General features: G+C 63.8%; 21 protein-coding genes and 1 tRNA gene. 7 read left to right on the forward strand and 15 right to left on the reverse strand.

Annotated elements, in window-relative coordinates; genetic code table 11:
• The 6 genes from ACESL8_RS10615 to ACESL8_RS10640 all read right to left on the reverse strand — a co-directional run.
• The coding region (locus ACESL8_RS10615; protein ID WP_372918616.1) for an AarF/UbiB family protein at positions 1-411 on the reverse strand (411 nt) is incomplete at its 3' end.
• A 97-nt stretch (positions 412-508) separates the two neighbouring features.
• A tRNA-Glu gene (locus ACESL8_RS10620) sits at positions 509-583 on the reverse strand.
• Between the two features lie 77 nt (positions 584-660).
• Positions 661-2427: a single-stranded-DNA-specific exonuclease RecJ gene (gene recJ, locus ACESL8_RS10625; RefSeq protein ID WP_372918618.1), complete on the reverse strand. Its 1767-nt coding sequence runs from the start codon at positions 2425-2427 to the stop codon at positions 661-663.
• 63 nt (positions 2428-2490) lie between these two features.
• Complete coding sequence (gene glpX, locus ACESL8_RS10630; protein WP_372918620.1) at positions 2491-3471, reverse strand: class II fructose-bisphosphatase; 981 nt, start codon at positions 3469-3471, stop codon at positions 2491-2493.
• A gap of 71 nt (positions 3472-3542) precedes the next feature.
• Positions 3543-4835: a homoserine dehydrogenase gene (locus ACESL8_RS10635; protein WP_372918622.1), complete on the reverse strand. Its 1293-nt coding sequence runs from the start codon at positions 4833-4835 to the stop codon at positions 3543-3545.
• 3 nt (positions 4836-4838) lie between these two features.
• Positions 4839-6047 carry an LL-diaminopimelate aminotransferase gene (locus ACESL8_RS10640; RefSeq protein WP_372918624.1) on the reverse strand — a complete coding sequence of 403 codons (1209 nt, stop codon included), beginning with the start codon at positions 6045-6047 and terminating at the stop codon, positions 4839-4841.
• 128 nt (positions 6048-6175) lie between these two features.
• On the opposite strand from ACESL8_RS10640, the gene ACESL8_RS10645 reads away from it, so the two are divergent.
• Positions 6176-7960 carry a PHA/PHB synthase family protein gene (locus ACESL8_RS10645; RefSeq protein WP_372918626.1) on the forward strand — a complete coding sequence of 595 codons (1785 nt, stop codon included), beginning with the start codon at positions 6176-6178 and terminating at the stop codon, positions 7958-7960.
• 224 nt (positions 7961-8184) lie between these two features.
• On the opposite strand, the gene ACESL8_RS10650 is transcribed toward ACESL8_RS10645, so the two are convergent.
• The gene (locus ACESL8_RS10650; RefSeq protein ID WP_372918628.1) at positions 8185-8775 is read right to left on the reverse strand and encodes a PEPxxWA-CTERM sorting domain-containing protein; all 591 of its coding nucleotides are present in this window, start codon (positions 8773-8775) and stop codon (positions 8185-8187) included.
• Positions 8776-9224: 449 nt separating this feature from the next.
• Between ACESL8_RS10650 and ACESL8_RS10655 the strand changes: the two genes are divergently transcribed.
• The gene (locus ACESL8_RS10655) at positions 9225-9614 is read left to right on the forward strand and encodes a thiol-disulfide oxidoreductase DCC family protein (protein WP_372918630.1); all 390 of its coding nucleotides are present in this window, start codon (positions 9225-9227) and stop codon (positions 9612-9614) included.
• A 170-nt stretch (positions 9615-9784) separates the two neighbouring features.
• Here ACESL8_RS10655 and ACESL8_RS10660 read toward each other — a convergent pair whose 3' ends face one another.
• Together ACESL8_RS10660 and ACESL8_RS10665 are read right to left on the reverse strand one after the other, a co-directional pair.
• A complete protein-coding gene (locus tag ACESL8_RS10660; protein WP_372918632.1) occupies positions 9785-11284 on the reverse strand; it encodes a flavin-containing monooxygenase in 1500 nt (499 codons plus the stop codon).
• An 89-nt stretch (positions 11285-11373) separates the two neighbouring features.
• Positions 11374-11916 (reverse strand): GcrA family cell cycle regulator, encoded by a 543-nt coding sequence (locus ACESL8_RS10665; protein ID WP_372918656.1) that lies wholly within the window; start codon positions 11914-11916, stop codon positions 11374-11376.
• 70 nt (positions 11917-11986) lie between these two features.
• On the opposite strand from ACESL8_RS10665, the gene ACESL8_RS10670 reads away from it, so the two are divergent.
• From ACESL8_RS10670 to ACESL8_RS10690, 5 genes are all read left to right on the forward strand, one after another.
• The gene (locus ACESL8_RS10670) at positions 11987-12832 is read left to right on the forward strand and encodes an ABC transporter permease (protein ID WP_372918634.1); all 846 of its coding nucleotides are present in this window, start codon (positions 11987-11989) and stop codon (positions 12830-12832) included.
• A 120-nt stretch (positions 12833-12952) separates the two neighbouring features.
• A complete protein-coding gene (locus ACESL8_RS10675; protein WP_372918636.1) occupies positions 12953-14173 on the forward strand; it encodes an efflux RND transporter periplasmic adaptor subunit in 1221 nt (406 codons plus the stop codon).
• The gene (locus ACESL8_RS10680) at positions 14173-17289 is read left to right on the forward strand and encodes an efflux RND transporter permease subunit (RefSeq protein ID WP_372918638.1); all 3117 of its coding nucleotides are present in this window, start codon (positions 14173-14175) and stop codon (positions 17287-17289) included. Before ACESL8_RS10675 ends, ACESL8_RS10680 begins: the two co-directional genes overlap by 1 nt.
• Before the next feature lie 70 nt (positions 17290-17359).
• On the forward strand, positions 17360-17767 hold the full coding sequence (locus tag ACESL8_RS10685) for a nuclear transport factor 2 family protein (RefSeq protein ID WP_372918640.1): 408 nt from the start codon (positions 17360-17362) through the stop codon (positions 17765-17767).
• Between the two features lie 58 nt (positions 17768-17825).
• The gene (locus ACESL8_RS10690) at positions 17826-18203 is read left to right on the forward strand and encodes a hypothetical protein (RefSeq protein WP_372918642.1); all 378 of its coding nucleotides are present in this window, start codon (positions 17826-17828) and stop codon (positions 18201-18203) included.
• On the opposite strand, the gene ACESL8_RS10695 is transcribed toward ACESL8_RS10690, so the two are convergent.
• The 6 genes from ACESL8_RS10695 to ACESL8_RS10720 form a co-directional block, all read right to left on the reverse strand.
• The gene (locus tag ACESL8_RS10695) at positions 18204-19175 is read right to left on the reverse strand and encodes a HupE/UreJ family protein (RefSeq protein WP_372918644.1); all 972 of its coding nucleotides are present in this window, start codon (positions 19173-19175) and stop codon (positions 18204-18206) included.
• Entirely contained in the window at positions 19165-19974 is an 810-nt protein-coding gene (locus ACESL8_RS10700; RefSeq protein ID WP_372918646.1) for a peptidyl-prolyl cis-trans isomerase, read from the reverse strand. The genes ACESL8_RS10695 and ACESL8_RS10700 overlap by 11 nt, the downstream gene beginning before the upstream one ends.
• A gap of 9 nt (positions 19975-19983) precedes the next feature.
• Complete coding sequence (locus tag ACESL8_RS10705) at positions 19984-21555, reverse strand: agmatinase family protein (RefSeq protein ID WP_372918648.1); 1572 nt, start codon at positions 21553-21555, stop codon at positions 19984-19986.
• A gap of 18 nt (positions 21556-21573) precedes the next feature.
• Complete coding sequence (locus ACESL8_RS10710) at positions 21574-22380, reverse strand: enoyl-CoA hydratase/isomerase family protein (protein ID WP_372918650.1); 807 nt, start codon at positions 22378-22380, stop codon at positions 21574-21576.
• Positions 22381-22390: 10 nt separating this feature from the next.
• Positions 22391-23164, reverse strand: coding sequence for an SDR family NAD(P)-dependent oxidoreductase (locus ACESL8_RS10715; protein ID WP_372918652.1), 774 nt, complete (start codon positions 23162-23164; stop codon positions 22391-22393).
• A gap of 202 nt (positions 23165-23366) precedes the next feature.
• Complete coding sequence (locus tag ACESL8_RS10720; RefSeq protein ID WP_372918654.1) at positions 23367-25598, reverse strand: S8 family serine peptidase; 2232 nt, start codon at positions 25596-25598, stop codon at positions 23367-23369.
• Positions 25599-25730: the final 132 nt, after the last annotated feature.

The following is a 25730-nucleotide window of genomic DNA, read 5'->3' on the forward strand; positions in this document are numbered from 1 at the left end:
GGAAGCGGCCGCGATCGGCTGCATGTCGAACCGCTGGAACATCGCCTGCCAACCCGGCCCCCAGCCAGCCCCCAGCGCCTGTTCAAGCTGCTTTGGCGGCATCGGATCGGCTTCTGACCGGAGGCGCGCCAGGATGTCGGACAGTTCGCGCGGCAGCACCTCGCCGCCGTCCATCGAAATCAATTGTCCCAGCTTCATCGCCGCCCCGCGCAGGCGTGCCAATTCATCGGCAAAGCGCTTGGCGTTGGCGGGGTTGAGAAGCAGGCTGGGCAGATCGGGCCGCTGCCCCTTCAGCACTTCGCGCGCGCCGCCGCTCAGCACATTGCCGGCAATGCCGCCAGCCAGCCGACCAAAGCCCGCCAGACGCGCGAGGCGGGAAGAAGGAACAGTTCGGGGCCGAGTTGGGAGCATGGACGGGCAATGCCTTGGCTGGCCAGCCAGCGCCACTGCGGGGCATTGCCGCTGCCTCGAAACGCAAAACGGCAGGCGTTGCGCCTGCCGTTTGAGATGGTGACCCCTACGGGAATCGAACCCGTGCTTTCGCCGTGAAAGGGCGACGTCCTAACCGCTAGACGAAGGGGCCGGCAGCGAGAGGCGCGTGTTATTGGCCAAGTGAGGCGGCGTCAACCCCCATAACCGATTTCACGTGGATAACTTGGCTCAGTTGGCAAAGGCCGCGTCATCAAGTTCCAGTTCAACCGCGTTGCCGCCGGTCCAATCGTCGCGCTTCACGCGGCCGGCGATGTGCAGCGGGCGGCCCCTGGCGCCTTGCAGCGCAGCGCCAAATTCGCTGTCGCCTTGCCGCCAGGCCATGGCCTTGATGCGCCCGCCGTCGGCGCCCGCCAGCTGCAACCGCAAGTGATTTTCGCCAACGATGCGGGTATCGACAACCTGGAACGGACCGGCCGCAATGCGCGGGGCTGACCAGCCTTGGCCATAAGGGCCGCCCGTTTCCAGCACATCGACCAAATCCGCGTTCAGCCCGCGCGGGGCCACGGCCGTGTCGATGGACAGTGCGCGGTCGGCAGTGGCTTCGGTAACTGCGTCGGCCAGCCGTTCGTTCAGAAAATCCGACAGTGCCGCGATGCCGTCGACGGCCACGGTGAGCCCAGCTGCCATGGCATGGCCGCCGCCGGCAATCAGCAGGCCAAGATCCTTGGCCGCCAGCACCGCCGCGCCCAGATCCACCCCGGTGATGCTGCGGCCGGAACCCTTGGCGATGCCATCCTCGCCAATCGCGATCACGATCGCCGGGCGGCCCATCTTTTCCTTCAGGCGGCTGGCGACGATGCCGATCACGCCTGGGTGCCAGCCGGCGCCGGAAACGATGCAGCACCCCGGCGACAACACAGCAGTGCTCAGCGCGGCCTCGGTGACGCCCTGTTCGATGGTGCGGCGATCCTGGTTGAGCCGGTCAAGCTCGGCGGCGATCTGTGCGGCCTCGGCAGCATCATGGGTGGTGAGCAGCCGCACGCCCAAATCGGCCTGGCCCACGCGCCCGCCGGCGTTCACGCGCGGGCCAAGCGCAAAGCCGAGATCGCGTGACTGCGGCGCGCGGCTCAGGCGGGCGGCATCGCACAGTGCGGCAATGCCGATATTGGCGCGGCGGCCCATCACCTTCAGACCCTGCGTGACAAACGCCCGGTTGAGCCCGCGCAGCGCCGCGACATCGGCGACGGTGCCCAGCGCGACCAGATCGATCAGTTCCATCAAATTGGGTTCATCGCGGTGGGCGAAATGGCCGCGTGCGCGCAGCAAGCGGTTGAGCGCAACGCACAACAGAAAGGCGACACCCACTGCCGCCAGATGGCCGTGAGCGGCTGCATCAGGCGCTTCGTCGAGCCGGTTGGGGTTTACCAGCGCAATGGCCGGGGGCAGGGCTGTGCCGGCCTTGTGGTGATCAACCACGATCACGTCCAGCCCGGCGGCCTTGGCGGCTTCAAGTGCCTCGAAACCCTGGGTGCCGCAATCGACGGTGATCACCAAATCGGCGCCAGCCTGTTTCAGCGCCACCAGCGCCCCGGCCGATGGGCCGTAGCCCTCAAGCAGGCGATCGGGGATGTAATGGCCCGCCTTGCCGCCCACAGCGCGCAACGTGCGGATCATGACGGCCGCCGATGTCGCCCCGTCCACATCGTAATCGCCATAAACCACGATATGCTCGCCGGCCTTCACGGCATCGGCAATGCGTTGCGCCGCGCGCTCCATGTCGGCAAAGATCGACGGATCGGGGAGCCACTCGCGCAGGGTTGGGGTTTTGAGCCGGCCGAAATCGGCAGCATCGCCGCCGCGTGCGCGGAAGATGTGGTGCAGCAGTTCATCGTCGCCGCGGCCGGTAAGCCCGTCCCCCGGCGCCAGCCCGCCGCGCCACCCCCAACGCTGCCCGGTCAGGGAGTGATTGATGCCAAAAACTGCGCGTTGATCCATGCGGCCATTCATGCGGGCCGGCGGGGATTGAGGCAAGGCTTTGGGATCAGCTTATGGATCAGCTTATGGGTGCCGGGCCGCGTGATGCTCCCCGCTCACCCAGCGCACAGTGCCGGTGGACGCGCGCATCACCACGCTCTGGGTGGTGACAATGCCATCCTTGCGGCGCTTGACGCCCTTGAGCATCGAACCATCGGTGACGCCGGTGGCGGCAAAGATGCAATCGCCTTTGGCCATGTCGGTAAGGCCATAGATCCGGTCGAGATCGGTGATGCCCCAACGCCGCGCGCGGCCGCGTTCATCGTCGTTGCGGAACAGCAGGCGGCCCTGCATCTGCCCGCCCACGCAGCGCAGTGCGGCGGCGGCCAGCACGCCTTCGGGGGCGCCGCCCGAACCCATGTACAGATCGATGCCGGTATCGGGATTGGTGGTGGCGATCACGCCGGCCACGTCACCATCGGGGATCAGCATGATGCCGCAGCCCAAGGACCGCAGCTCCGCGATCAGCGATTCGTGGCGCGGCCGGTCGAGCACGCAGACCATGAGATCGGCCGGCAACACACCCTTGGCGGCGGCGACGGCGTGCACATTGGCTGTGGCTGATTTGGCCAGATCGATGATGCCTTCCGGATAGCCGGGGCCCACCGCGATCTTGTCCATGTACACATCGGGCGCATTGAGCAGCCCGCCCTCTTCGGCGATGGCCAGCACGGCGAGCGCATTGGGGCCGGCCTTGGCGGTGATGGTGGTGCCTTCCAGCGGATCGAGCGCGATATCGATGCGCGGGCCGGTGCCAATCGCTTTGCCCACTTTTTCACCGATATACAGCATTGGGGCTTCGTCGCGCTCGCCTTCGCCGATCACCACAGTGCCATCGAAATCAAGCTGGTTAAGCGCGCCGCGCATCGCTTCCACAGCGGCAGCGTCGGCGGCCTTTTCATCGCCGCGGCCGATCAGTTTCGACGCCGCGATGGCGGCATATTCTGTAACCCGCACCATTTCCAGCACGAGCACACGATCAAGAACATGACTTGGAGCCGTCATTTTTGAATATCCCAACGTCGAATCAAAGCTTGGTCCCGGTTTACGCCCGGCAAGCCAAAGGCGCAAAGGCGTCAAAAATCGAGGATGTGCATCATCACCGGTTGCCCGCTCACCGAAGGCGAGGCACCCATGAGTGCCAGACTGTCCAGCACATCGTCTTCGCGGGCTTCGTGGGTGACCATCACAACCATGGCATCACCGCCCGCCGACGTGCCGCGCTGCACCAGGCTTTCGATGGACACGCCGCAATCGCGCAGCGCCGCGGTCAATTCCGCCAGCACGCCGGCCCGGTCTGCCACGGACAGACGCAGATAATAGCGCCCGCGCCGGTCTGCCGCCGGGGCGCGGGGCAGGGCGGCCAGCGCGCCCACCGGCATCACGAAGGGGGGGCGAACATCGCCGCGCGCGATATCCACCAGATCGGCAACCACAGCGCTGGCGGTCGGCCCTTCGCCGGCACCGCGGCCCTGGAAAAACAGCCGGCCAACGAAATCGCCTTCCACCACCACGGCGTTCAAACTGCCCATGGTGGTGGCAATCGGGTGATCGATCGGCACCAGCGCGGGGTGGACGCGCTGGAACAGCCCGTCCTCACCGGCCTCGGCCAGACCAACCAGCTTGATGCGGAAACCCAGCGCGGCGGCCTGCGCGATATCGGCGCTTTCGATGGAACGGATGCCGTGCGCGGCGACGCCGGCAAAATCGATGCGGGCGCCGAATGCCAGCGCCGCGAGGATCGACAATTTGTGCGCGGTATCAATGCCGTCGATATCGAAACTCGGGTCCGCTTCGGCAAAGCCCAGCGCCTGCGCGTCCGCCAGCACGTCGGCAAAATCCAGCCCTTCGGCTTCCATGCGCGACAGGATGTAATTGCAGGTGCCGTTCATCACGCCATACACGCGGGTGATGCGGTTGGCGGCTGCCCCCTCGGCAAGCCCCTTGATCACCGGAATGCCGCCGGCCACCGCCGCTTCATATTTGAGCGGCAGGCCGGCCGTTTCGGCAGCCTGCGCGAGTTCGAGGCCATGATGGGCCAGCATCGCCTTGTTCGCCGTCACCAGCGGCTTACCCGCGCCCAGCGTGCGCCGCGCCAACGTCAGCGCCGGGCCGTCGCTGCCGCCGATCAGTTCGACCACGACATCGACATCATCGCGCGCCGCCAGTTCGGCCGCATCGTCCACCCACGCGATGCCATCCAGCGACACCCCGCGATCCCGGCTGCGATCCCGAGCGGATACGGCGGTGACCACGATCGGCCGCCCGGCACGTTTTGTCACCAGATCAGCGTTTTGCGCCAGAATCTTCACGACTCCGCCGCCCACATTGCCCAGCCCGGCCAGCCCGATCCGCAGCGGCGTCACCATGGTTCAGAACGCCTTTGCCGAGGGTGTGTTCACCCCCATCGATTGCAGATATTTGCGCACGTTGCGCGCCGCCTGACGCAGGCGCTGTTCGTTTTCCACCAGCGCGATCCGCACAAAGCCTTCGCCGTCCTCGCCATACCCAACGCCCGGAGCCACCGCGACGCCGGCTTCGGTGAGCAATTGCTTGGAAAATTCCAGGCTGCCCAGATGCGCCAACGCTGGCGGCAACGGCGCCCAGGCGAACATGCTGGCACGCGGCGGCGGGATATCCCAGCCGGCGCGGCCAAAGCTTTCGACCAGCACATCGCGGCGGCGCTGATACAATTCGCGGTTCTGCGCCACGATATCCTGCGGCCCATTCAGCGCCGCCACCGCCGCGGCCTGGATCGGCGTGAACGCACCATAATCCAGATAGCTCTTCACCCGCGTCAGCGCCGAAATCAGCGTTTTGTTGCCCACTGCAAAACCGATGCGCCACCCGGCCATGCTGTACGTCTTGCTCATCGAGGTAAACTCGATCGCCACGTCCATCGCGCCCGGCACCTGCAAAATCGACGGCGTCGGCTGCCCATCGAAATAAATCTCGGAATAAGCCAGATCTGAAAGCACCCAGATCTTGTGCTTCTTCGCAAACGCCACGACGCGCTCGTAAAATGCCAGATCGGCCACTTCGGCGGTGGGGTTGCTCGGGTATCCCATCACCAGCACGCTGGGGCGCGGCACGGTGAACCGCACGGCGCGTTCCAGCGCTTCGAAATAGGCTTCGTCCGGCGTCGTCGGCACGCTGCGGATGGTGGCGCCGGCAATGATGAAACCAAATGTGTGGATCGGGTACGACGGGTTGGGCGCCAGCACCACATCGCCCGGCGCGGTGATCGCCTGCGCCAGATTGGCCAGGCCTTCCTTGGAACCCAGCGTCACCACCACTTCGCTTTCGGGATCAAGCTGCACGCCAAACCGCCGGTCGTAATAGGCGGCCTGGGCGCGGCGCAGGCCGGCAATGCCCTTGGATGCGCTGTATCCATGCGCATCCGGCTTGGCGGCCACTTCAGCCAGTTTGGCGATCACGTGCGGCGGCGGCGGCAGATCGGGATTGCCCATGCCCAGATCGATGATGTCGTCCCCGCGCGCGCGGGCCGCTGCGCGCATGGCGTTCACCTCCGCGATCACATAGGGCGGCAAGCGTTTGATACGGTAAAAATCGTCCTGCATGGCGGGGTTCCAGTGGCTTGATGCTGCTGCCTTAATGGGCGGCCCCGCAAAAGAAAAGCCGCCGCCGCCGCAGGGCTTGGCAAAGCCCTGCCTGAGCAGGCACAGTGCTCCATCAGGAGAATTCCGCCATGCCCGCACTGCCCGAACTGCCCGACGCCCAAGCCCTTCAGGTGCAGGCCCAGGAAAATTTCCAGAAAGTCACCGATCTGATGGGCAAGGGCCAACAGATGATGATGGAATTCTGGTCCAGGGAACACGCCGCCACGCCGATGATGCCCGATCCGCTGGGTTTCATGACCACCTGGCAAAAAGCCATCACCGCGATGATGGCCGATCCGGCGCGCCTGGTCGAACAGCAGCAGAAATACATGCAGGATGCGATGGCGCTGTGGCAGCGCTTCCTCACCCCCGCCGCTGAAAAGCCGGCGGTAAAAGACAAACGCTTTGCCGGTGCCGCCTGGGCCGAAACCCCGGCCTTCGATTTCATGCGCCAATCCTATCTGCTCGCCTCGGCCCACATCATGGAAGCCGCGCACGGCCTTGATGGGCTGGAGCCCGCCGAAAAGGCCCAGGCGCAATTCCTGATCCAACAATATGTCGATGCGATGAGCCCGTCCAATTTCGCCCTCACCAACCCCGAAGTGCTGAAAGCCACGGTGGACAGCGGCGGTGCCAATCTGCTCAAGGGCCTCGAACATCTGCTCGGCGATCTCCAGGCCGGCCGCATGAAAATGACCGACGAAAACGCGTTCGAAGTCGGCCGCAACGTCGCCATCACGCCGGGCAAGGTGGTGTTTCAAAACCGCCTGTTCCAACTTATTCAATACGCCCCCACCACCCAAACCGTGTTCGACGTGCCGCTGGTGATCTTCCCGCCGTGGATCAACAAATTCTATATCCTCGATCTCACGGCCGAAAAAAGCTTCATCCGCTGGGCGGTCGAACAGGGCATCACCGTGTTCGTGGTCAGCTGGAAAAACGCCGATGAAAGCATCGCCGATGCCACGGTCGATACCTATGTTAATGAAGGCATGCTGGCCGCGATCACCGTCGTGCGCGAAATCTGCGGCAGCAGCAGCGCCATCGCCCCCCCCGTTCACACCATCGGCTATTGCGTGGCGGGCACCACATTGTCTGCCGCGCTGGCCGTGCTCGAAAGCCGCGGTGAAGCCGCCCAGGTTGCCAGCGCCACGTTTTTCACGGCACAAGTGGATTTCAGCGATGCCGGTGAATTGAAATTCTTCGTCGACGATCCCAGCATCGCCACCATGGAGCAGATGATTGCCGACAAGCCCGTGCTTGATGGCCGCTTCATGGCCAGCACGTTCAACCTGCTGCGTTCAAACGACCTGATCTGGAATTATGTCGTCAACAACTACATGCTCGGCAAGGATTATTTCCCCTTCGATCTGCTGTATTGGAACAGCGACGCCACCAACGTGCCCGCGCGCTGGCACCGGCAATATATCCAGGAAATGTACCGCGATAACCTGCTGGCCAAGCCGGGCGGGATGACCATCTCGGGCGTGCCCATCGATCTGTCCACGGTCAAAACCCCCGCCTACATCCAGGGCGGCAAGGATGACCATATCGCCCCCGCCCGCAGCGCCTTCAAACTCACCAAGGCCTTCAGCGGCGAAACCCGCTTCGTCCTCGCCGGCAGCGGCCACATCGCTGGCGTCGTCAACCCACCATCAGCCAACAAATACCAACACTGGACCGGCGACTCCACCGCCGCCACCCTTGAAGACTTCGTCGCCACCGCCACCGAAACCAAAGGCAGCTGGTGGCCCGACTGGCTCACCTGGCTCACCCCGCGCTCCGGCAAACAGGTGAAGCCGCGCGTGCCGGGGAAGGGGGCGTACAAAGCCATCGAAGACGCGCCAGGCGCGTATGTGAAGGAACGGATTTGAGGGGGAGTTGAGAGAGCCTCCGGCGGGCAGGGGCTGAGCCCCTGCACCCACTTTCGTTTTCAGGCCGCCCTGTCCCATAAAGCACCCGTCACCCCGGACTTGATCCGGGGTCCCGCTGTTTTGCCTTTCGCGCGGCGCGCAAATCAACCTGCGCGGCAGCGTCCCAATAAAAAGGCCCGGCGTCGCCGCCGGGCCTTTTCACAATCATATCCAGTAAATGCCTGTCAGGCGGTAACGACCGTCATCCGTTGGCGACGCTTGACAGCACCGACAAGACCAAAGCCCGCGATCAGCATCGCCCAGCTTGCCGGCTCCGGAACCACGCCGCCCACCAGCACATCGCCGGTGCCCCTGATGTCAAGCACATAGGCACCGAAATCCGAGTTTGCAAAACCCGAAGCAACGGCGAAATAGGATGTGCCCGTCAACAGGTTGAAGCTGAAACCCGATTGTCCAATGTTCGGAAAGTCGTCATTGGCGATCAAGACGCCATTGAATTGGGCTGCCGGGTTGAACGCCCCCTGATACAGATGCAGATAGTTGTCATAACCGGCGGTGGCGAGGAAGCTGTAGCTGCCCGCAGCCGACACGGTGAATTGCGTGGTTTCAAACCGCACAGCCGTACCAACACTCGACAGCCCTGTCGGGGGCGCGCCGCCCACCGTGCGTTGCCAGGTTGCACCGCCCGTTGTGTCGCCATTGATGGTGATGGCCGCCGCTGGAACAGCAAGCACCGATGCAAAAACCGCAAACGCCAATACTGACTTCACGACTATCCCTCCTGTGTTACTAATCCTTAAGACAATGTGCATCAAATTGGAAAGCCTGGCAATGCCGCAAAGCGAACATTTTACGGGCAAACGACCGGTTATTCCAAATGTTAACCCCGCCATGTTCAAGGCGGCGCCGGTTCAAACTCGCGCCAACACGCAAGGCACGCCGCTGTAGGGCGTGAGGCAGCGGGACCCCGGAACAAGTTCGGGGTGACGGGTGGTGGGGCGGTCGTTGCATCCCACCGCTGTCATGCTGGCGAAGGCCAGCATCCATCGTGGATAAGGCACCGGGGCACCGCCGGATAGTTCCAGCGGCGCGGTGGATGCTGGCCTGCGCCAGCATGACGGGGTGGATTTTGGCGAAGGGGCGAGCGAAAACGAAAGTGGGTGCAGGGGCTCAGCCCTGCCCGCCGGAGGCCCCCTTGCGACGGCTGCCGCCCTGCGGCGAGGTGGGGTATGGCGCCGTTTCTGGCGGGCTCTATCTGGGGCGCATGGCCAACGATCCCGAAACATCGGTTCTTTATAATTCCCATTGCCCGGTGTGCAGCGCCGAAATCGGGCATTATGCGCGCTATGTGGGCGAGGCTGGCCTGCCGATCCAGTTCGATGATCTGAACACGGATGCGCTGGGCCGGTGGGGGCTGGATGCCGATACGGCCGCGCGCAGACTGTATGTGCGGCGGGATGGTGAGATCGTCTCCGGCGTGCCGGCGTTTGTGGTGCTGTGGTCGCAGATGCCGCGCTATCGCTTGCTGGCGCGGATCGTGGGGTTGCCGGGGATCAGGCACATTGCCAGCGCGGCGTACGACCATGTGTTTGCCCCGGCGCTGTACCGCTGGCACCGGCGCCGGTTGGGCAAGAACAGCGCCGCCGGCACATAGGGTGATGGCCGCTTGGCGGCGCGGCGCGGCTGATCTGTCCTACACGGGCAAAGCCTGCGACAATGCGAGCTTGCACCCGTGAAAGCCAGGGTGTGGGGAGGGGGCAGAAAAAGCCCCGTTCGATACGAAACGTCAAAACTGGCCAAACCGGGTTTTGGTGTGGGGAAGCGTTATTCCGCCGCTTCCAGCACCCGATCTGCGGCGCCGGCCGCCTTCGCAAACCGCATCTCGTCCGTCACCGGGCCTTCCAGCAGTTCGCGGCGGTCGTATTTGTAATCCGCCGTCACCAGCCACGGCGCGCGGTTGCCGGAGCGGGGGAGAGCGTCGGCGCCGCGTTGGACATAGCCGGATTGCAAATCCATCGCCAGGCGTTCGGGGGTCACGTCGGCGGCGGGGGTGGGGGTGGCGATATCGGCGCCCGTCCGCCGCATGTGATTGAGCAGCCGGCAGACATAATCTGCGATCAGATCTGATCGCAGGGTCCAGCTGGCGTTGATATAACCAAAGCTTTGGGCAAGGTTGGGGATGCCGGAGAACATCAGGCCCTTGTAGGCCAGGGCATCGGCGGTGCGGCGGGTTTCGCCGTCCACGGTGACGGTCATGCCGCCGAGCGCTTCGAGTTTCAGGCCGGTGGCGGTTACGACGATGTCCGCCTCCAGCAGGGCGCCGGATTTCAGGCGGATGCCGCCGGCTTCAAAACGCTCGATCTGATCGGTGACGATATCGGCCTTGCCGGCCTTGATCGCGGTGAACAGATCGGCGTCGGGCACCAGGCACAGGCGCTGGTCCCACGGGTTGTAGCCGGGGGTGAAGTGGGTTTCGAGGTCGTAATCGGCGGGCAGCAACTTGGCGAGCCGGCCGAGCAGCGCCTCGCGCACCTTGCCGGGGTTGTTGCGGGTTTGCTTGTAAAACCACTGGCCCATGGTGACATTTTTCCAGCGCACGATGTCGTATGCCATCTGCGCCGGCAGCACTGACTTGATTACATTGGCGATGGCGTCGGACGACGGCCGCGAGACCATCCAGGTTGGACTGCGTTGCAACATGGTCACGCTGGCGGCGGTATTGGCCATCGCCGGCACCAGCGTGACCGCGGTGGCGCCCGAACCGATGACGACAACCCGTTTGCCGGCGTAATCCAGATTTTCCGGCCAGAATTGCGGGTGGATGATCTGGCCTTTAAAGTCAGCCTCCCCCGTCCATGTCGGGCGGTGGCCTTGGGAATAGCTGTAATAGCCGCTGCACATATACAGGAACCGGCAGGTGAGGGTGCCAACCTCTTCCTCAGCAGTGCCGGATTTAATTGTGGTGGTGACCGTCCAGCGCGCGGCGGCGCTGTCCCACGCGGCGGCGGCGACCTTGTGGCCGAACCGGATATGCTGGTTGATGCCGTGTTCCTGCGCCGTTTCGACGATGTAACTGCGGATCGACGGGCCATCGGCAATCGCCTTGGCGGCCTTCCACGGCTTGAACCGGTATCCCAACGTGTACATGTCGCTGTCGGACCGGACGCCGGGATAACGGAAAAGATCCCAGGTGCCGCCGATCGCATCGCGGCCTTCAAGGATGGCATAGGTTTCGCCCGGGCAGTTTTTCTGCAGGTGCACGGCCGCGCCGATACCGGACAGGCCAGCGCCAACGATCAGCACGTCGAAATCAGTGGAACTCACGGCGTATTTCTCCCTTTACGCGAACGTAAAGCGGTGAGTGGCCGCCGGCAACAGGGCAAAAGGGCAGGGTGCGCCTGCCGTTTTGCGATTTAACGACGCGGCGCGCCGGGAAGAGGCGGCAAATGGCGCGGGCGATCCTTGCGCGGCATCTGCGCCTGATAGGCCACCAGGCAGTGATCGTTGCAATAGGGGAACCCGGCATTTGACGGGCGACCGCAGAAATGGAAATCGGCATCATCCGGATGCCCGAGCGGCCACTTGCACACCTTGTCGTTGAGCTCGAGCAGGGTGGTGCGGGTTTGCTTGCCGGCACCCTTTGCGGCCTTTGCCACCGGGCGCGGTGCCGTGGCTTGGGCCTGAGCCAGCGGCGCACTGGCGGCAACGGGAGCAGGCGGCGGCGATGCGGGCGCGGCGGCGGGCGCAGGCGGCACAGCAGCAGCGCGGGCCGGAGCTGGCGCGGAATCGGTGGCCTTCACCGGCGATGGGCGGCTTTCGAGGCCAAGGCGGTGCGCCTTGCCGATCACGGCGTTGCGGGTCACGGCTTCGCCCAGCATCTCGGCAATCTGGGTCGCGGTCATCCCGCCCTCCCAGCCTTGCTTGAGCTTGGCAATGCGTTCGTCAGTCCAGGCCATTTCGTCCTTGCCTTCACTTCGCGCCGCCAGCCCCTTGGCAGACGGCATGTTCACCCGTAAGCCCCTACCGATGATGAGCGCCGATAACAAGCAGGCTGCCAAGGAAGGTCTTGGCCACCCCGAACCGGGGGTGCTGGTGATCGCACGGTTCAACACCGAGGGATTGAAGACCCTATATTTGAAAGAGGTGCGGCGCTTTTTCAAGGTGCAGCTGCAAACCATTTGGGCCCCGGCGGTGACCACGCTGATGTTTCTGGTGATTTTTGCCGTAGCGCTGGGCCGGGGTGACAATCTGATCCTCGGCGTTCCCTATGCCGATTTCCTCGGCCCCGGCCTGATCGTCATGGGCATGATCCAGAACAGTTTTGCCAACTCCTCCTCATCGATCCTCGTGGCCAAGGTGCAGGGATCGATCATCGATGTGCTGATGCCGCCGCTTTCGGCCGGGGAATTGATGCTGGCCTGGGTGGGCGGCGCGCTCACGCGGGCGTGGCTGGTTGGGCTGGCGGTGTGGGCCGTGATGGCGCTGGCGCCCGGTGTGAACGTGCCGATCCGCGATCCACTGCTCGTTGTCTATTTCGGCACCATGGGGGCCATCCTGCTGGCGTTGCTTGGCATTCTTACTGGCATATGGGCTGACAAGTTCGATCACGCCGCAGCTGCGTCCAATTTCGTCATTCAGCCGCTTACGCTGCTGTCGGGCACGTTCTATGCTGTCGAACGGCTTGGCCCCGCAGTGGCGGACATCGCCCATGCCAACCCGTTCTTCCACGTGATCGATGGCTTTCGTGCCGGGTTCATTGGCGCTTCAGATGGCCCACTGGGGCAATCGGCGCTGCTGTTGGCGTTGGTCAATGCCGGCCTGTGGTTTGTCTGTTATCGCGTTGTCAAATCCGGCTGGAAACTGCGCGCCTGATCTGATGTTGTGGGTCAACAACGTGTTTGCAGTGCTTGGCGAACCGGCATATCGCAGGCGCGTTTGAATTCTGGCGGGGGAAATCCTGCTGCAACTCGTAAGCTGTTGGACTGCAACACGATGACCATGTTTTCCCCTTCCTCCCGCCGCGGCGGTGCCTTGGCGCTTGCAGTGTTTTTGGCTGCCTGCTCCAGCGGTGAAAGCGACAGCGCGAAGGGCGGCGCCAACAAGCGTCCGCCGCAACTCGTCACTGCCCAGTCCGCTGCGCTGGAGGATTTCGCGCCCACCCTGCTGGCACTGGGCACAGTCACCCCAAGCCAAAGTGTGGCAGTGCGGCCCCGGGCCGATGGCGAGATCGTTGGGATCGCCTTTCGCGAAGGTGACAATGTTCGCGCGGGCCAGCTGTTGTTCCGGATTGATGCGCGCCAGGCCCGGGCTGCCGTGGCGCAGGCCCAAGCCGAATTGAAAGGCGCCGTTGCCGCCGAACGCCGCGCGACGCTGGATTATGAACGCGCCGAGACGTTGGTGGCCAAGGGCTTTGTTTCGGCCGCCGCGCGCGATCTGGCGCGGGCCAATGCCTGGTCTGCCCGCAGCCAAATCGAAACCAATCGCGCCTTGCTGCAATCGGCGCAGGTGCAATTGTCGTTCCTCACCGTGACTGCGCCGATTTCCGGTCGCACCGGCGAATTGGGTTTCCGGCAGGGGGCCAATGTGCGCCAAGGTGATGCAACGGCACTGGTGACCATCAACCAGATCGCCCCCATCCATGTGCGTTTTCTGGTGCCGGCTGCCAATGTGCAGCAGGCGCGGGCCGTGATGGCTGCCGGCGGCGGCAAAGTCGTGGTGCGTGATCGGCAAAGCGATGCCCCGCTGGCGACCGGCCGGCTGGTGTTTCTCGACAATAATGTCGATCCGGGCAACGGCGGCGTTGCTGCGCGGGCCGAATTCCGCAACGAAGGCGACGTGCGGTGGCCGGGCGCGATTGTGGATGTGGCATTCCCGCTCGGCACACCGGCCCCATATATCACTTTGCCGGAAGGCGCGGTGCAGACTGGCCGTGATGCGCCCTTCGTGTGGGCTGTGGTCAGCGGCGGGTCGAAACCGCCAGAAGGCGCAAAGCCGGGTGCCAAGGTGGTCATGCGCAACGTCGAAGTTATCGGGCGCCTCGATGGCAAAGTTTATCTGGCCAGCGGCGTGCGGCCCGGAGACCGGGTGGTGGTTGATGCACTTGCCCGCCTGAAGGACGGCGACAGCGTGCGCCTGAAACCGCTCGGCGATGCCCAGCGCAAACCGCAGATGGCCGATGGTCCCGGTCGCCCGGTGAGCGGGAGCCCCGGCTGATGGGGTTCGTTCGCCTCTGCGTTGAGCGGCCCATCGCCACCATATTGCTCACCCTCGCGGTGGTTTTTGGCGGCCTGTTCGGTTATCGCCAGCTTGCGGTTTCGGCGCTGCCGGAAGTCGAGCTGCCCACGATCCAGATCGAAGCCAGCCTGCCCGGTGCAAATCCCGGTATCATGGCGGCATCAGTGGCAACCCCGATCGAGCGCCAGCTTTCCACGGTCGCCGGCATCGAACAGGTGCTGTCGTCCAGCAGCACCGGTTCCACGCAGATCACCGTGCAGTTTGCGCTCGACCGGGACATCGATTCAGCCGCGCTGGACGTGCAGTCCGTGCTTTCGGCCGTCTCCCGCCGGCTGCCACCGGAAATGCCGAGTCCGCCCAGTTTCCGCAAGATCAACCCGGCCGATTCCCCGGTCATCATCCTGTCCGTCCGCGACAAGACGCGGGCGATGAACGATTTGCAGACGCTGGTGGACAATTTGCTGGTGCCGCGGGTTTCCACCCTGCCGGGTGTCGGCCAGGTGCAGACCTATGGCGATCGCCGCTATGCCGTGCGTATCCAGTTTGATGCTGCCGCTCTGGCCGCCCGGAACCTGACGGTGGATGATCTGCGCTCGGCGGTGGCCGCAGCCAACAGCAATATCGCGGTTGGCTCGATCACCGGCGGCATGCGCAATTATGTGCTGGATGCGTCGGGCACGCTTGAGAAGCCATCGGAATTCGCCAATATCATCATCGCCAATCGCAATGGCCTGCCGGTGCGCGTGGCAGATGTGGCCAGCGTGATCAGCAGTTATGAGCGGCTGCGCGGCGGCGCGCGCTTCAACGGCGAACCGTCGCTTACCATTGCCGTTAGCCGCCAACCCGGCGCCAATGTCGTGAAGCTGGTGGATGCTGTTCGCGCCGCGCTGCCGACCGTACGCGAAGCCATGCCGGTATCTGTGGACATCACCGAGATCCTCGATCGGTCGGAATCGGTGCGCGAAAGCGTGTTCGATGCGCAGGTGACGCTGGTTGGCACTGCGTTCCTCGTCATCCTTGTCATCTATCTGGTGCTGGGTGATGCGCGGGCCACCATCATCCCGGCCATCGTGCTGCCGGTGGCGGCCATCGGCACCTTTGCCGGTATGTATTTCTTTGGCTTCACGCTCAACAATCTGTCGTTGCTGGCGCTCACACTGGCCACTGGCTTTGTTGTCGACGATGCTATCGTAGTGCTGGAAAACATCGTGCGTCACACCGAAGATGGGGAGGATCCGCGCAGCGCGGCCGTGACCGGCGCCAACGAAATCAGCTTCACAGTGGTGTCGATTTCGGTCAGCTTGGTGGCGGTGTTCATTCCGTTGTTGTTCATGGGCGGCATCATCGGCAGATTGTTCAGCGAATTCGCCGTGACTATGACGATTTCCATCGCGGTGTCGGCGGTGCTGTCGCTTACACTGATCCCGATGATGGCGGCGCGGCTGTTGAAATCGGGACACCAGCAGCCCGGCCGCGTCGGCCGTATCACCACAGCCGCCTTTTCCCGGCTAACCACGCGTTATCTCAAAGGCGTCGATTGGACACTGCAGCACCGCAAGGTGGTCGGCGGCCTCACCATTGCGTCTGTCGCCGTGGCGGTGTGGGGCTTCATGGCCGTACCCAAGGGTTTCTTCCCGGCCGAAGACACCGGCATCGTCTTTTTTGGTACCGAAGGAGCTCCGGATCTGGGCTTTGATGAAATGGCCAAGAAACATGCCATTGCTGCTCGCCTAGTGCAGAACGATCCCGCCGTTGCGCGCGTCAACGCCATATTGGGGTTGGGCGGATCGAACAGCGGCCGGCTATTTGCGCCGTTGAAGCCGCGCGATGAACGCGACGACATCGAAACGGTGCTGGCCCGCATGCGCAAGTTGACTGCCGGCATTCCGGGCTATTCCGCTTTCCCCAACGTTCAGCAGAATTTGCAGCTGGGCGGCCGGCCCACTCCGACCAATTATCAATATACAATTTCGGCGGTGGACAAGGACGAGCTGTACGGTTTTGCGCCCCGCCTTGAACAGGCGATGCGCGGCATTCCCGGGCTGGTGGATGTGAACAGCGATTATCAGCGCGGTGCCCGCCAAGCCTATGTCGAGGTCGACCGTGACGCCGCCGCCCGGCTTGGCGTGCCGGTGGAGGCCGTGCGCCGGGTGCTGCTTGCCGCCTACGGCAATCAGCAGATCAGCCGCATCTTCACCGATGCCGAAGACTATCAGGTGATCATGGAAATCGATCCGCGTGATCAGACCAATCCCGATGCGATCGGCCGCCTTACGGTGCGCGGTGCGTCGGGCACACTGGTGCCGCTGTCGTCCGTGTCGCGCATAACCGTTGGCGGAGCCCCGCTCACCATCTCTCACCAGAGCCAACTGCCGGCCGTGACGCTTTCTTTCAATCTGATGCCCGGTGTGGCGCTGAGCGAGGTGAAGCCGCTGATCGAAGGCGTCGCCGCCGAAATTGGCCAGCCAGCCGGTGTGTCGGGCGCACTGGGCGGTAACGCCCAGCAATTCGAAGCTTCCACCAAATCCATGCCGATCCTGTTTCTGGCGGCCATTATCGTGATCTACATCGTGCTGGGCGTGCTTTATGAAAGCTTTGTCCACCCGATCACTATTTTGTCCGGCCTGCCAGCGGCCGGCATCGGCGCGGTGATGTTCCTGTGGCTTTTCGACATGCCGCTGGATGTGATCGGCATCATCGGTGTGGTGCTGCTGATCGGCATCGTGAAGAAAAACGCTATCATGATGATTGATTTCGCGCTGGCTGGACAACGAACACAAGGCTGGACGCCGGCCTTTGCTATCCGTGAAGCCGCTGCCAAGCGCTTCCGCCCGATCATGATGACCACCTTTGCTGCCATGGCCGGCGCGGCGCCGCTGGCACTTGGCATCGGTTCCGGCGCCGAATTGCGGCAACCGCTGGGCGTTGCCGTGCTGGGCGGGCTCGTCGTTTCCCAGTTTCTCACCCTTTTCATAACCCCGGTTGTCTATCTGGGCATCGAAAGCGTGATGCAGTGGGTGCGCGAAAAACGCGGCTCAGCCCAGATCAAGGAACTTCCCGGCGCGGCGGTGTTCCGGCCCGAAGCAGCCGAATGATCCCCTCCCGCTTGCGGGAGGGTCGGTTGGCCGGCCCAATGCGTTAGGCTCCGGCCAGAGGAGCCTCGCCATGCCTACCGCTGCCGACAATCTTGCCCGCTGGCACGCCCATGTGAAGCAGCCTGATCATCAGGCCCTGTGGGACATGCTGCACTCTGACGCAGTGTTTGAAAGCCCAGTGGTGCACACGCCGCAGCGCGGGCGGGACATCGTGTTCAAATATCTCGCCAGCGCCGACAAGGTCCTGGGCGGGGAGAGCTTTACCTACACCCGCGAATGGCTGGGGCCAGACAGCGCCATCATCGAATTTGAAAACGTCATCAACGGCATCAAGGTGAACGGCATCGACATGATCACTTGGAACGCCGACGGCCAGATCACGCATTTCAAGGTGATGGTGCGGCCGTTGAAGGCGATCCAGATGGTTCACCAGATGATGGGCGAGATGTTGCTGAAAACGGCCAGCCAGCCGGCGTGATTGCCCGCGACGTCGTGTCGGCGGGGCAGGGGGCGGCCATTTCTGCTAATCGGCCCTCATGAAACGCTTTATCCTCATTTTTTTGTCTCTGGCAGCTTGCGCGCCGGAAACGCCGCCCGAACAGTTGGCGGCCCAGCGCGCCGAAGCCATGGTTCACAAGGCGGGCCATCCAAACGCCGCCTTGCTGGCCCCGCTGGCGGGGCTTGACGGTGAAGGCCAACCAGGTGTGTGCGGTCTGATCGAAACTCGCGCCGGCCCGGTGCGGGTGGTGGTGGCGCTGGCCAGCGGCGCAGTTCGCCTCGGCGTGCCGGCCACACAAGGCGGCCACCGCGCTGATCTTGGCGAAAGCCGTTACTGCAGCGATGCTGCGCTGCAACGCTGGGAACAGGTGAAACGGGGCGATCCCATCGGCTTGCTGGCGCGCATCGGCGCCTGATCAGGCCGAAAATCCGGCCAGCCGTTCCAGCAACCAGAAACCGGCCATGGCCCCGGCGCCATACAGCGAACCCGTCCGCATCAGCGCCGCCGCGCCCGTGCGCTGCGCTGCGGCCAGAACCGCCAGCACAGTTGCCACAAACATCAATTGCCCGGCCTCCACACCCAGATTGAAGAACAGCAGCGCCGGCAGGCGATCATCGGCCGCCACTCCCATCTCACCCAGCGCCGAGGCAAAGCCCAGCCCGTGCAGCAGCCCGAAGTTGCCGGTGATAAGTGCCTGCCGTCGCCACTGGCCTGCTCCGCCGTGCAAAGCCTCGCGCGCCATGAACAGAATCGACAGCGCAATCACGGCTTCCACCGGCGGCATCGGCAGGCTGATCCAGTCGTAAAAGCCGCCGGCCAGGCTGATGGAATGGCCTAGCGTGAAAAGGGTGACGAGCAGCAACAGCCGCCGCCCCTGCGCCAGCAAGCACAGGCACAGCACGAACGCCAGATGATCCCAGCCGGTCAGGATGTGGACCATGCCCTGCCACAGATAATCGCTGGCCAACGCCGTCCACGGCTGCTGCCCGGCCAAGCTGGCGCCCACCGGCAGGCTGATGCCGCGATCATCGGGCAGGATGCTGATATGCTCGCCGCCCTGAGGACGAAAACTGGCTCCGTCCAGCCGCCACGGCAAGCGGATCACGGCGGCGGCGGGCAGCACGCCGGCGCAGGCAAAGCGCAACGACAGGCGGGAACGACCTGCTAGCGTTTGCCGCGTTTCGCCGGTTGGCCGGCAACCGCCGGGCAAGGTAATCGGCGAACGGGTGCTGACATCAGCCGGCAAATCGGCGAGCAATTCGTGGCTCAGGGGGCCTTCGCTGCCGGGCAACAGGCTGAAATGGCCAACATGGATGGCATCGGCCCGTGTCGCGCCCGGCAGCAGCCACGCCAGCAGCAGCAACAGGCCGGGAAGGCTAAGGCGCATCGACAATCCGGTAACGCGCCCGCGCCTTTGCCACTTCGCGGGCCACCGGCGCGGCGGCGGCGGCGGCCTGCCAATCCATCTTCACCTGTTCGCGCGCTGCCAGATACGGCAGCGGCCGCGCTGGTGTACGCGCCGAAACCCGGATGAAATGCACACCGCGCGAGCTGGCATAAGGGCCCTGCCATTGCCCGATCGGTGCTGTGCGGCTCGCGGCCAGCAACGCCGGCCCGAACATGCCGCGCAGCATCGATTCGCCAAAATCGTCAAAACGCCGGCCCATCCAGTAATCTTCACCGGCCACGGTCTCGCCGGCCCGTAGCCGGGCCAGCACAGTAGCGGCATCAGCTGGGGCGGCGGCAAAGAACACATGTTCCAGGCTGATCTGCGGCTCCTGCCGGTACACGCCATGGTACTGGGCAAAATGATCAATCAGGTCGGCCTCGGCCGGTTCCGGCGGCACCCCGCCCGCCATCAGTTTCACGCGTTCCACCAGCCGTTCGCGAATTTGCCCATCGGCAAGATGCAGCCCGCGCGCCAGCCCTTCGCGGAACAGGATTTCCTCGGCTACCCAGTCATCAATCAAGCGGCGTCGCTCGGTGGGGGAAGGGGCGTGGCCGGTCAACTGGCGGTGATCGTCGGCCAATGCCTGCCGGATCGCCGGGGTGACACTGATCGTGTCCGCGCGCGGTTGCAGCAGCCACCAGCCGGCAAAGATGGCCGCACCCAGTGCCATGAAGATCAGGATCGGATCGCGCAGCCATCCGGGCAGGGGGCGGCGACTGACAGACTCAGCGGTCATGGCGGGCAATCAGCGCCGTTCCTTCGGCTCCGGCGGCGCGCGGGTGATGTCGGCCACCGGCTTTTCGGGCTTCAGCGCCTTCTTCACCATGGGATCATCGGCCCCGTGCTCGGTGGTTTCCTCCGCCAGATAGCCGATCTGCTTGATCCCCTTCTTGTACATGGCAACGCCGGTAAGGCATGCATGCATGATGTAATTGGCGTTCAGCGGCGTGCGATAGCTGTTGTCGAGCCGCGGCGCGACCTCGACGATTTCAAAACCGATGATCTCGTTTTCGGCGCACAGGCGGCGCACGATCGGCAGCGCTTCACGCATCGTCAGCCCGCCGGGCACCGGAGTGCCGGTGCCGCCGATGAAGGCCGGATCGAGCACGTCGACATCGAAGCTGATGTAAAGTTTCTTGCCGCCCTCGCGCGCCTCCTTCAGGGCGCGTTCCATCACGGCGGGCCAGCCGGATTTTTCCACTTCCGGCATGGCATGATAGCGCACGCCGTTTGCACGCATCCATTCAAAGCCTTCCGGCCCCGGCCACCCACCGCGCAGGCCGACCTGGATGTAATTCTTGCCCAGTACATGGCCTTCTTTTACGGCTCGGTACACCGGCGCGCCGTGAGTGATGAAATGTTCGCCGCCCTTGCCGGCATCATAATGGCTGTCGAAATGGACGACGCCGAAACTGCCCTTGCCGTGTACATCGGCAAGGCCGGCGATGTCGCTGTATTCCAGGCTGTGATCGCCGCCCACGATGAACGGGATGGCGCCGGTGCGGGCGATCTGCGCCACCATCTCGCGCACATGGCCCATTGTGCGTTCGGTCGACATATTGTCCACCGCGATGTCGCCGTAATCGACGATGTTCAATTCCGCCGATGGATTGACCATGGTGTACATGTCGTTGCCGCCGCCGCCGCCGGTCATCCGCATATAGGCCGGACCATCCTTGGCACCGCGAAAGCCCGACCCCATATCAAGCGGTGCGCCAACGATTGCCACATCCACCTTGCCGGCAATCAGATCTTCCGGCGTGAACGCCAGCGGGGCGCCGGCAAAGGTTTTGATGCCGTTGTTGCGGCCAGTGATATAGCGGCTGACGTTGATCGGCCCCGGTTCACGCGCCGGGTTCCAGGCCTGCGGGCGCAGCGTCTTCCACTCGTTGAAATCCTCGTCGTTGGTGTCGAGCGGGATGAACGCCAGGTCGATACCCGGCTTGTACTTCTTGGACTCGATCACCGCCATCATGCCGTCGATATAGGCTTCGATCTGGGCCGCAGTTTTGCCGTCCAGGCGCTTCCACAGCAGTTCGGGCCGTGCCGCCATGCCTTGCGCAGCGTCCGAAAGCAGGAAATCCCGTTTGGCGGCAGGCAGGCTGGCGGTTTTTTCGGCCAGCCAAGCCGGCAGCGCCACCTTCTCTTGCTCGGCCGCGATCACGGCGGCCGTGCCGACACCCAGCAACAATGCGGCAAACAAGGCCGTGGCGGTGCGGGCGGGCAGCTTGGTCATCGGCGGCTTGTCCTTGTCTTTGGCCAACGTGCCGCGCGGTTCGCCGTGCTTGCCCCCGGCCCGCAGAGTTGACCACGTCACCTACGCTTAAGCAACGCCTCAAACGGCGCCATAGTTCGGCGGCCGCTTTTCCATGAACGCCGCCAGACCTTCCTTGAAGTCATCACTGGCCGCGCACATCAGCTGGTTGCGGTTTTCCATGGCGATGGCAGCCTCAAGGCTGGGTGCGTCTATGGAAAAGCCCAGACCTTCCTTGGTCATCCGCAGCCCGATCGGCGAAGTGGCGAGCATTTCGGCCACCAAGGCTTCCCCGGCGGCCTCCAGCTCGGCATCGGGCACCACCTGGCTCACCAACCCGGCGGCAAGCGCCCTCGGGGCGTGGATGAAACGCCCGGTCATCATCAGTTCGGCGGCCAGGCTAGCGCCCACCAGACGAGGCAGGAAATAGGATGTGCCCATGTCGCAGCTCGACAGACCGAGCTTGATGAAGGCGGCATTCATGCGCGCGCTGTCGCCGGCGATGCGAATGTCGCTGGCCAGTGCAAACGCAAAGCCGCCGCCGCACGCCGCGCCGTGGACCAAGCTGATGATCGGCTGCGGGCAGCGCCGCATCTTGACATATACATCCGCCAGCCAGCCCTGAAAGCCCAAGCCACCAGCGAAGGGGGCTTCCTGCGTGCCTTGCGCCCCTCCCGATTGCGCCTTGATGTCCAATCCGGCGCAATAGGCGCGGCCGGCACCGCGCAACACCACGATGCGGGTGTTGCGGGCATGGAACAATCGGCCGAAATAGTCCGTGAGATCAGCCACCATCTGGTTGTTGATACTGTTCAGCGCGTCGGGCCGATTCAGCGTCAGCCAGTCGGTTGGCCCACGTTGTTCGATGGTGATGGTTTCATAGTTCATGGCGGGCACCTCAGCGGTTGGACTGGCCGTCGTCGATCTTGATCACCGTGCCGGTTACTGCTTCACCGGCCGGCGCCACCAGGTAAAGCAGGGTACTGTCCATCATCGCCGGATCGCCCAGCCGCTTGCGGCGCAGGCTTTGCGTGAAATCACCCATGCGGGCCAGCATGCCGTCCATCATCTCGCTGGCAAAGGCGCCCGGCGCAATGGCGTTGACGTTGATCGGATAGCGCGCCCATTCCACCGCCAGCACCTCGGTCATTCGCACCACGGCGGCCTTGGTCATGCTGTACAGCGCAGCGCCGTGGCCCTGATATTCAAATGCCGCCATTGATGCGATGTTGACGATACGCAAGGGTGCGCCATCGGCGATGCGGCGGGCGGCAAGGCTGGTGGACAGCAGCCACGGCGCATTGACGTTCACCGCCATCACCTGATTGTAGAGTTCAAGGGGCAGTTTGTGGGCGCGAGCGGCATCAGGAATGCCGGCATTGTTGATCAGGATCGAAACCGGCCCCATGGCAGCCTCCACCGTTGCGGCCAGAGCGAGGCACTGGGCCTGATCGGCGACATCGATCTGGAAGGCGCGGGCCGTGCCGCCGGCGGCACTGATTTCAGTCACCAGCGTATCCAGTTTGTCGGTGCGGCGGGCGCACAGGGCGACGCTGGCTCCGGCCGCCGCCAGCACGCGGGCAAATCGCGCTCCCAGTCCGGATGAAGCGCCAGTGACGATGGCGGTCTGGCCGGAAAGATCGTGCGAGGCGTTGGGCAGTGGATAACTCATGATCGGTTCCCGGCTGTTTGACAGGCAATCATGGCCAGCCGTCCGCGCCGCCGCCATTGCCAGAAGCGAGAGGAGGCGGCTTCGGAAACGGCTCCAGAAACGGCTAAGGCCGGCCAGGTTTCCCTGGCCGACCCCGCCCCGCACGGCGCGCGCGCCGTGAACCGTTATCTGCTTGCAGCGCGTGCGCCGTAACTTTTTCCTGTCAGGCGATCATGACGTTCATGTGTTGCATATCGGCCATCGCGCCGTGGTTCCCGCCCATTTCGCCAAACATGCGGTTGCCTGCTGTCGCGAAGATGTCGCCGAAGTCTGTCGGGCCAAGCAGATCAACATCGTTGCCGCCGCTGCCGGACTGGGCAGGATCGATTTCGCCGACAGCAGACGTGCCAGGATTGACGAAAACGAAGTCAGCCGCAGTGATAATCTTGGAACCCTGAACCAACGCAATCAACTCGTCGAACGTATCCAGCTTGCCGTTGAGGTTGCTGTCCCACCAGATCCGCGTGCCAGTGAGGCCGCCCACCGTTCCCGCGTTGAGGAAATAGGTGCCGGACTGCAGCTGAACACGATCTCCGGAGGTGAAGTCGGTGATGCGGGCATAATCGCCGGCACCGGCATTGGTGGCACGACCGTCGTTGTAGAAAACACCGCGCCCATCGCCGAGCACGAAGGTGTCGTTCCCGAGACCACCGGTCAGTATGTCGGAGGTGAAGCTGCCCAATTTGGTGCTGCTGGTGGGCACGCCGGAGATAATGTCGTCGCCCGATGTGCCGATGATCGCCTTGTCCGAGCCTTCGCTACCGTAGATGACGCTGCTTGTCGGCGTCGGCGTCGGCGTCGGCGTCGGTGTGGGTGTCGGGGAAGGCGTTGGTGTTGGTGTTGCGCCCATTCCCAAGCTGATCATGTCGTTGATGTCGAGCCGACCATTGGTGACGGTGATATTGGTGAGCGATGTCGTTGCTTCGGCGCTATTGAGCAGAGCCGTGCGCAATTGCGCGCCAGTCAGGCCCTGATTGTAAGCGCTGAGCAGGCCGAGCGCCCCCATCACGTGCGGTGCTGCCATCGATGTGCCGGTATAGGCAGCATAGTTGCCGCCAGGCGTTGTTGAAACGATCGACGAACCCGGCGCGCCGATATCGACCATCGTCTTGCCGAAGTTTGACGAATTGGCACGGGTCCCAGCGGACGTGATGTTGGCCACCGCCACGACAGCTTCCCAGCCGGTGGATGCCAGCGTGGAATAATTGGTGGGGAAATAGCCCACGCTGTCGTTGTTGTCGCCAACCCCGTCGGAACCGCCGTTGCCGGCTGCGGCCACGAACAGCAGATCCTGCCTGGCCCCGCGCACGACGGCATCGAGCATGGCGGTGGACGCGCCGCCGCCGCCCCAGCTGTTGTTGGTGCCCACATAATTGCCGGGGCCGCCATCATGGGCGCGGGCAGCATTGGTGAAATAGTCGATGGCGCTGATGGCAGCGCTGCTGCTGCCGGAACCCGAATCAGGCAGGAATTTCAGCGCAACCATCTGCACGGCCCAGTTCACCCCGGCCACACCACTGCTGTTGTTGCCGATGGCACCGATGGTGCCGGCAACGTGGGTGCCGTGGCCATTGCCATCCATGGGATCATTGTCGTTGTTGACGAAATCCCAGCCAATCAGATCGTCGATGCGGCCATTGCCATCATTGTCGACGCCATTTTCCCAGCGCGTGTCGTTCAACAGATCGCCTGCATCGATGCGGCCATTGGCGTTCACATCGCGCACCGCGTGGGCATTGGCGCTGTTGTTGAGGTCGCGGAAGGTAATGAGGCTGTCGGCGTCGGTATCGATCAGGCCCAAATTAGCCGGAATTTCGCCCGGGTTCAGCCAGATGTTCAGGTAAAGATCGCTGTGCGTATAATCGATACCGGTGTCGATCACGCCGATCACTGTCTTGGTGGAACCGGTGAAGCCGCGCGCCCAGGCTTCGCCGGCCTGGCTGCCGAACTGGTTGACCGGGGAGGTGGTGTCCCCATACATCCCCCACAGGCCGCCGCTGGCGTAGCGCGTGTCGTTGCTGCCCTGCACGGATATGGCCGAATTGGCTTCGGCAAAGGCCACATTGGGATTGCGCGACAGTGCGTTCATGACGGCTTCGGCGGAATTGCCCGGGCCCACCGACACCAGCAACAGATCACCATCGGCGGCGCTGCGGATCACGCTGGCACTGGCGCCGCCGGCATTGCTCACCGCGAGGGCCTGATCGGCCGCGCTGGAACCGGCGCGGAACTGCACCAGCAGTTCGGTGAGCGGGCGAGCGGCTTGGCTCGCCGCATCTGGCGCGCCATCCGGGCGGCCCAGCGCACCAAAGTTGAACGTGTCTTCCCCAGTGGACTCAAAGGAAGCGATATCTTCCGCTTCGTCACGTGCCATCCGGCGGTGATACTCAGACATCGTGGTTGACCCTCTCAGACCACGTGCGCAACGCAAAAGTAACTGCGGTTAACGCGCACAACAAAATAATGAACACGGTGTTACGCAAAGCAACTAGTAACGAAGCCTTCACTTGCGTGTATGTCCATGCAA

Source organism: Sandarakinorhabdus sp. (assembly GCF_041689835.1).
GTDB lineage: Bacteria > Pseudomonadota > Alphaproteobacteria > Sphingomonadales > Sphingomonadaceae > Sandarakinorhabdus.

What these genes read in the sequence shown, in the direction of transcription:
- ACESL8_RS10665 (WP_372918656.1), bottom strand. Translation starts at nt 11,916, where the DNA reads ATGGCCTGGACTGACGAACGCATTGCCAAGCTCAAGCAAGGCTGGGAG.
- ACESL8_RS10700 (WP_372918646.1), bottom strand. Translation starts at nt 19,974, where the DNA reads ATGACCGCTGAGTCTGTCAGTCGCCGCCCCCTGCCCGGATGGCTGCGC.
- ACESL8_RS10710 (WP_372918650.1), bottom strand. Translation starts at nt 22,380, where the DNA reads ATGAACTATGAAACCATCACCATCGAACAACGTGGGCCAACCGACTGG.
- ACESL8_RS10690 (WP_372918642.1), top strand. Translation starts at nt 17,826, where the DNA reads ATGAAACGCTTTATCCTCATTTTTTTGTCTCTGGCAGCTTGCGCGCCG.
- ACESL8_RS10680 (WP_372918638.1), top strand. Translation starts at nt 14,173, where the DNA reads ATGGGGTTCGTTCGCCTCTGCGTTGAGCGGCCCATCGCCACCATATTG.
- ACESL8_RS10645 (WP_372918626.1), top strand. Translation starts at nt 6,176, where the DNA reads ATGCCCGCACTGCCCGAACTGCCCGACGCCCAAGCCCTTCAGGTGCAG.
- ACESL8_RS10675 (WP_372918636.1), top strand. Translation starts at nt 12,953, where the DNA reads ATGACCATGTTTTCCCCTTCCTCCCGCCGCGGCGGTGCCTTGGCGCTT.
- ACESL8_RS10715 (WP_372918652.1), bottom strand. Translation starts at nt 23,164, where the DNA reads ATGAGTTATCCACTGCCCAACGCCTCGCACGATCTTTCCGGCCAGACC.
- ACESL8_RS10720 (WP_372918654.1), bottom strand. Translation starts at nt 25,598, where the DNA reads ATGTCTGAGTATCACCGCCGGATGGCACGTGACGAAGCGGAAGATATC.
- recJ (WP_372918618.1), bottom strand. Translation starts at nt 2,427, where the DNA reads ATGGATCAACGCGCAGTTTTTGGCATCAATCACTCCCTGACCGGGCAG.
- ACESL8_RS10635 (WP_372918622.1), bottom strand. Translation starts at nt 4,835, where the DNA reads ATGGTGACGCCGCTGCGGATCGGGCTGGCCGGGCTGGGCAATGTGGGC.
- ACESL8_RS10670 (WP_372918634.1), top strand. Translation starts at nt 11,987, where the DNA reads ATGATGAGCGCCGATAACAAGCAGGCTGCCAAGGAAGGTCTTGGCCAC.
- ACESL8_RS10655 (WP_372918630.1), top strand. Translation starts at nt 9,225, where the DNA reads ATGGCCAACGATCCCGAAACATCGGTTCTTTATAATTCCCATTGCCCG.
- glpX (WP_372918620.1), bottom strand. Translation starts at nt 3,471, where the DNA reads ATGACGGCTCCAAGTCATGTTCTTGATCGTGTGCTCGTGCTGGAAATG.
- ACESL8_RS10695 (WP_372918644.1), bottom strand. Translation starts at nt 19,175, where the DNA reads ATGCGCCTTAGCCTTCCCGGCCTGTTGCTGCTGCTGGCGTGGCTGCTG.
- ACESL8_RS10640 (WP_372918624.1), bottom strand. Translation starts at nt 6,047, where the DNA reads ATGCAGGACGATTTTTACCGTATCAAACGCTTGCCGCCCTATGTGATC.
- ACESL8_RS10685 (WP_372918640.1), top strand. Translation starts at nt 17,360, where the DNA reads ATGCCTACCGCTGCCGACAATCTTGCCCGCTGGCACGCCCATGTGAAG.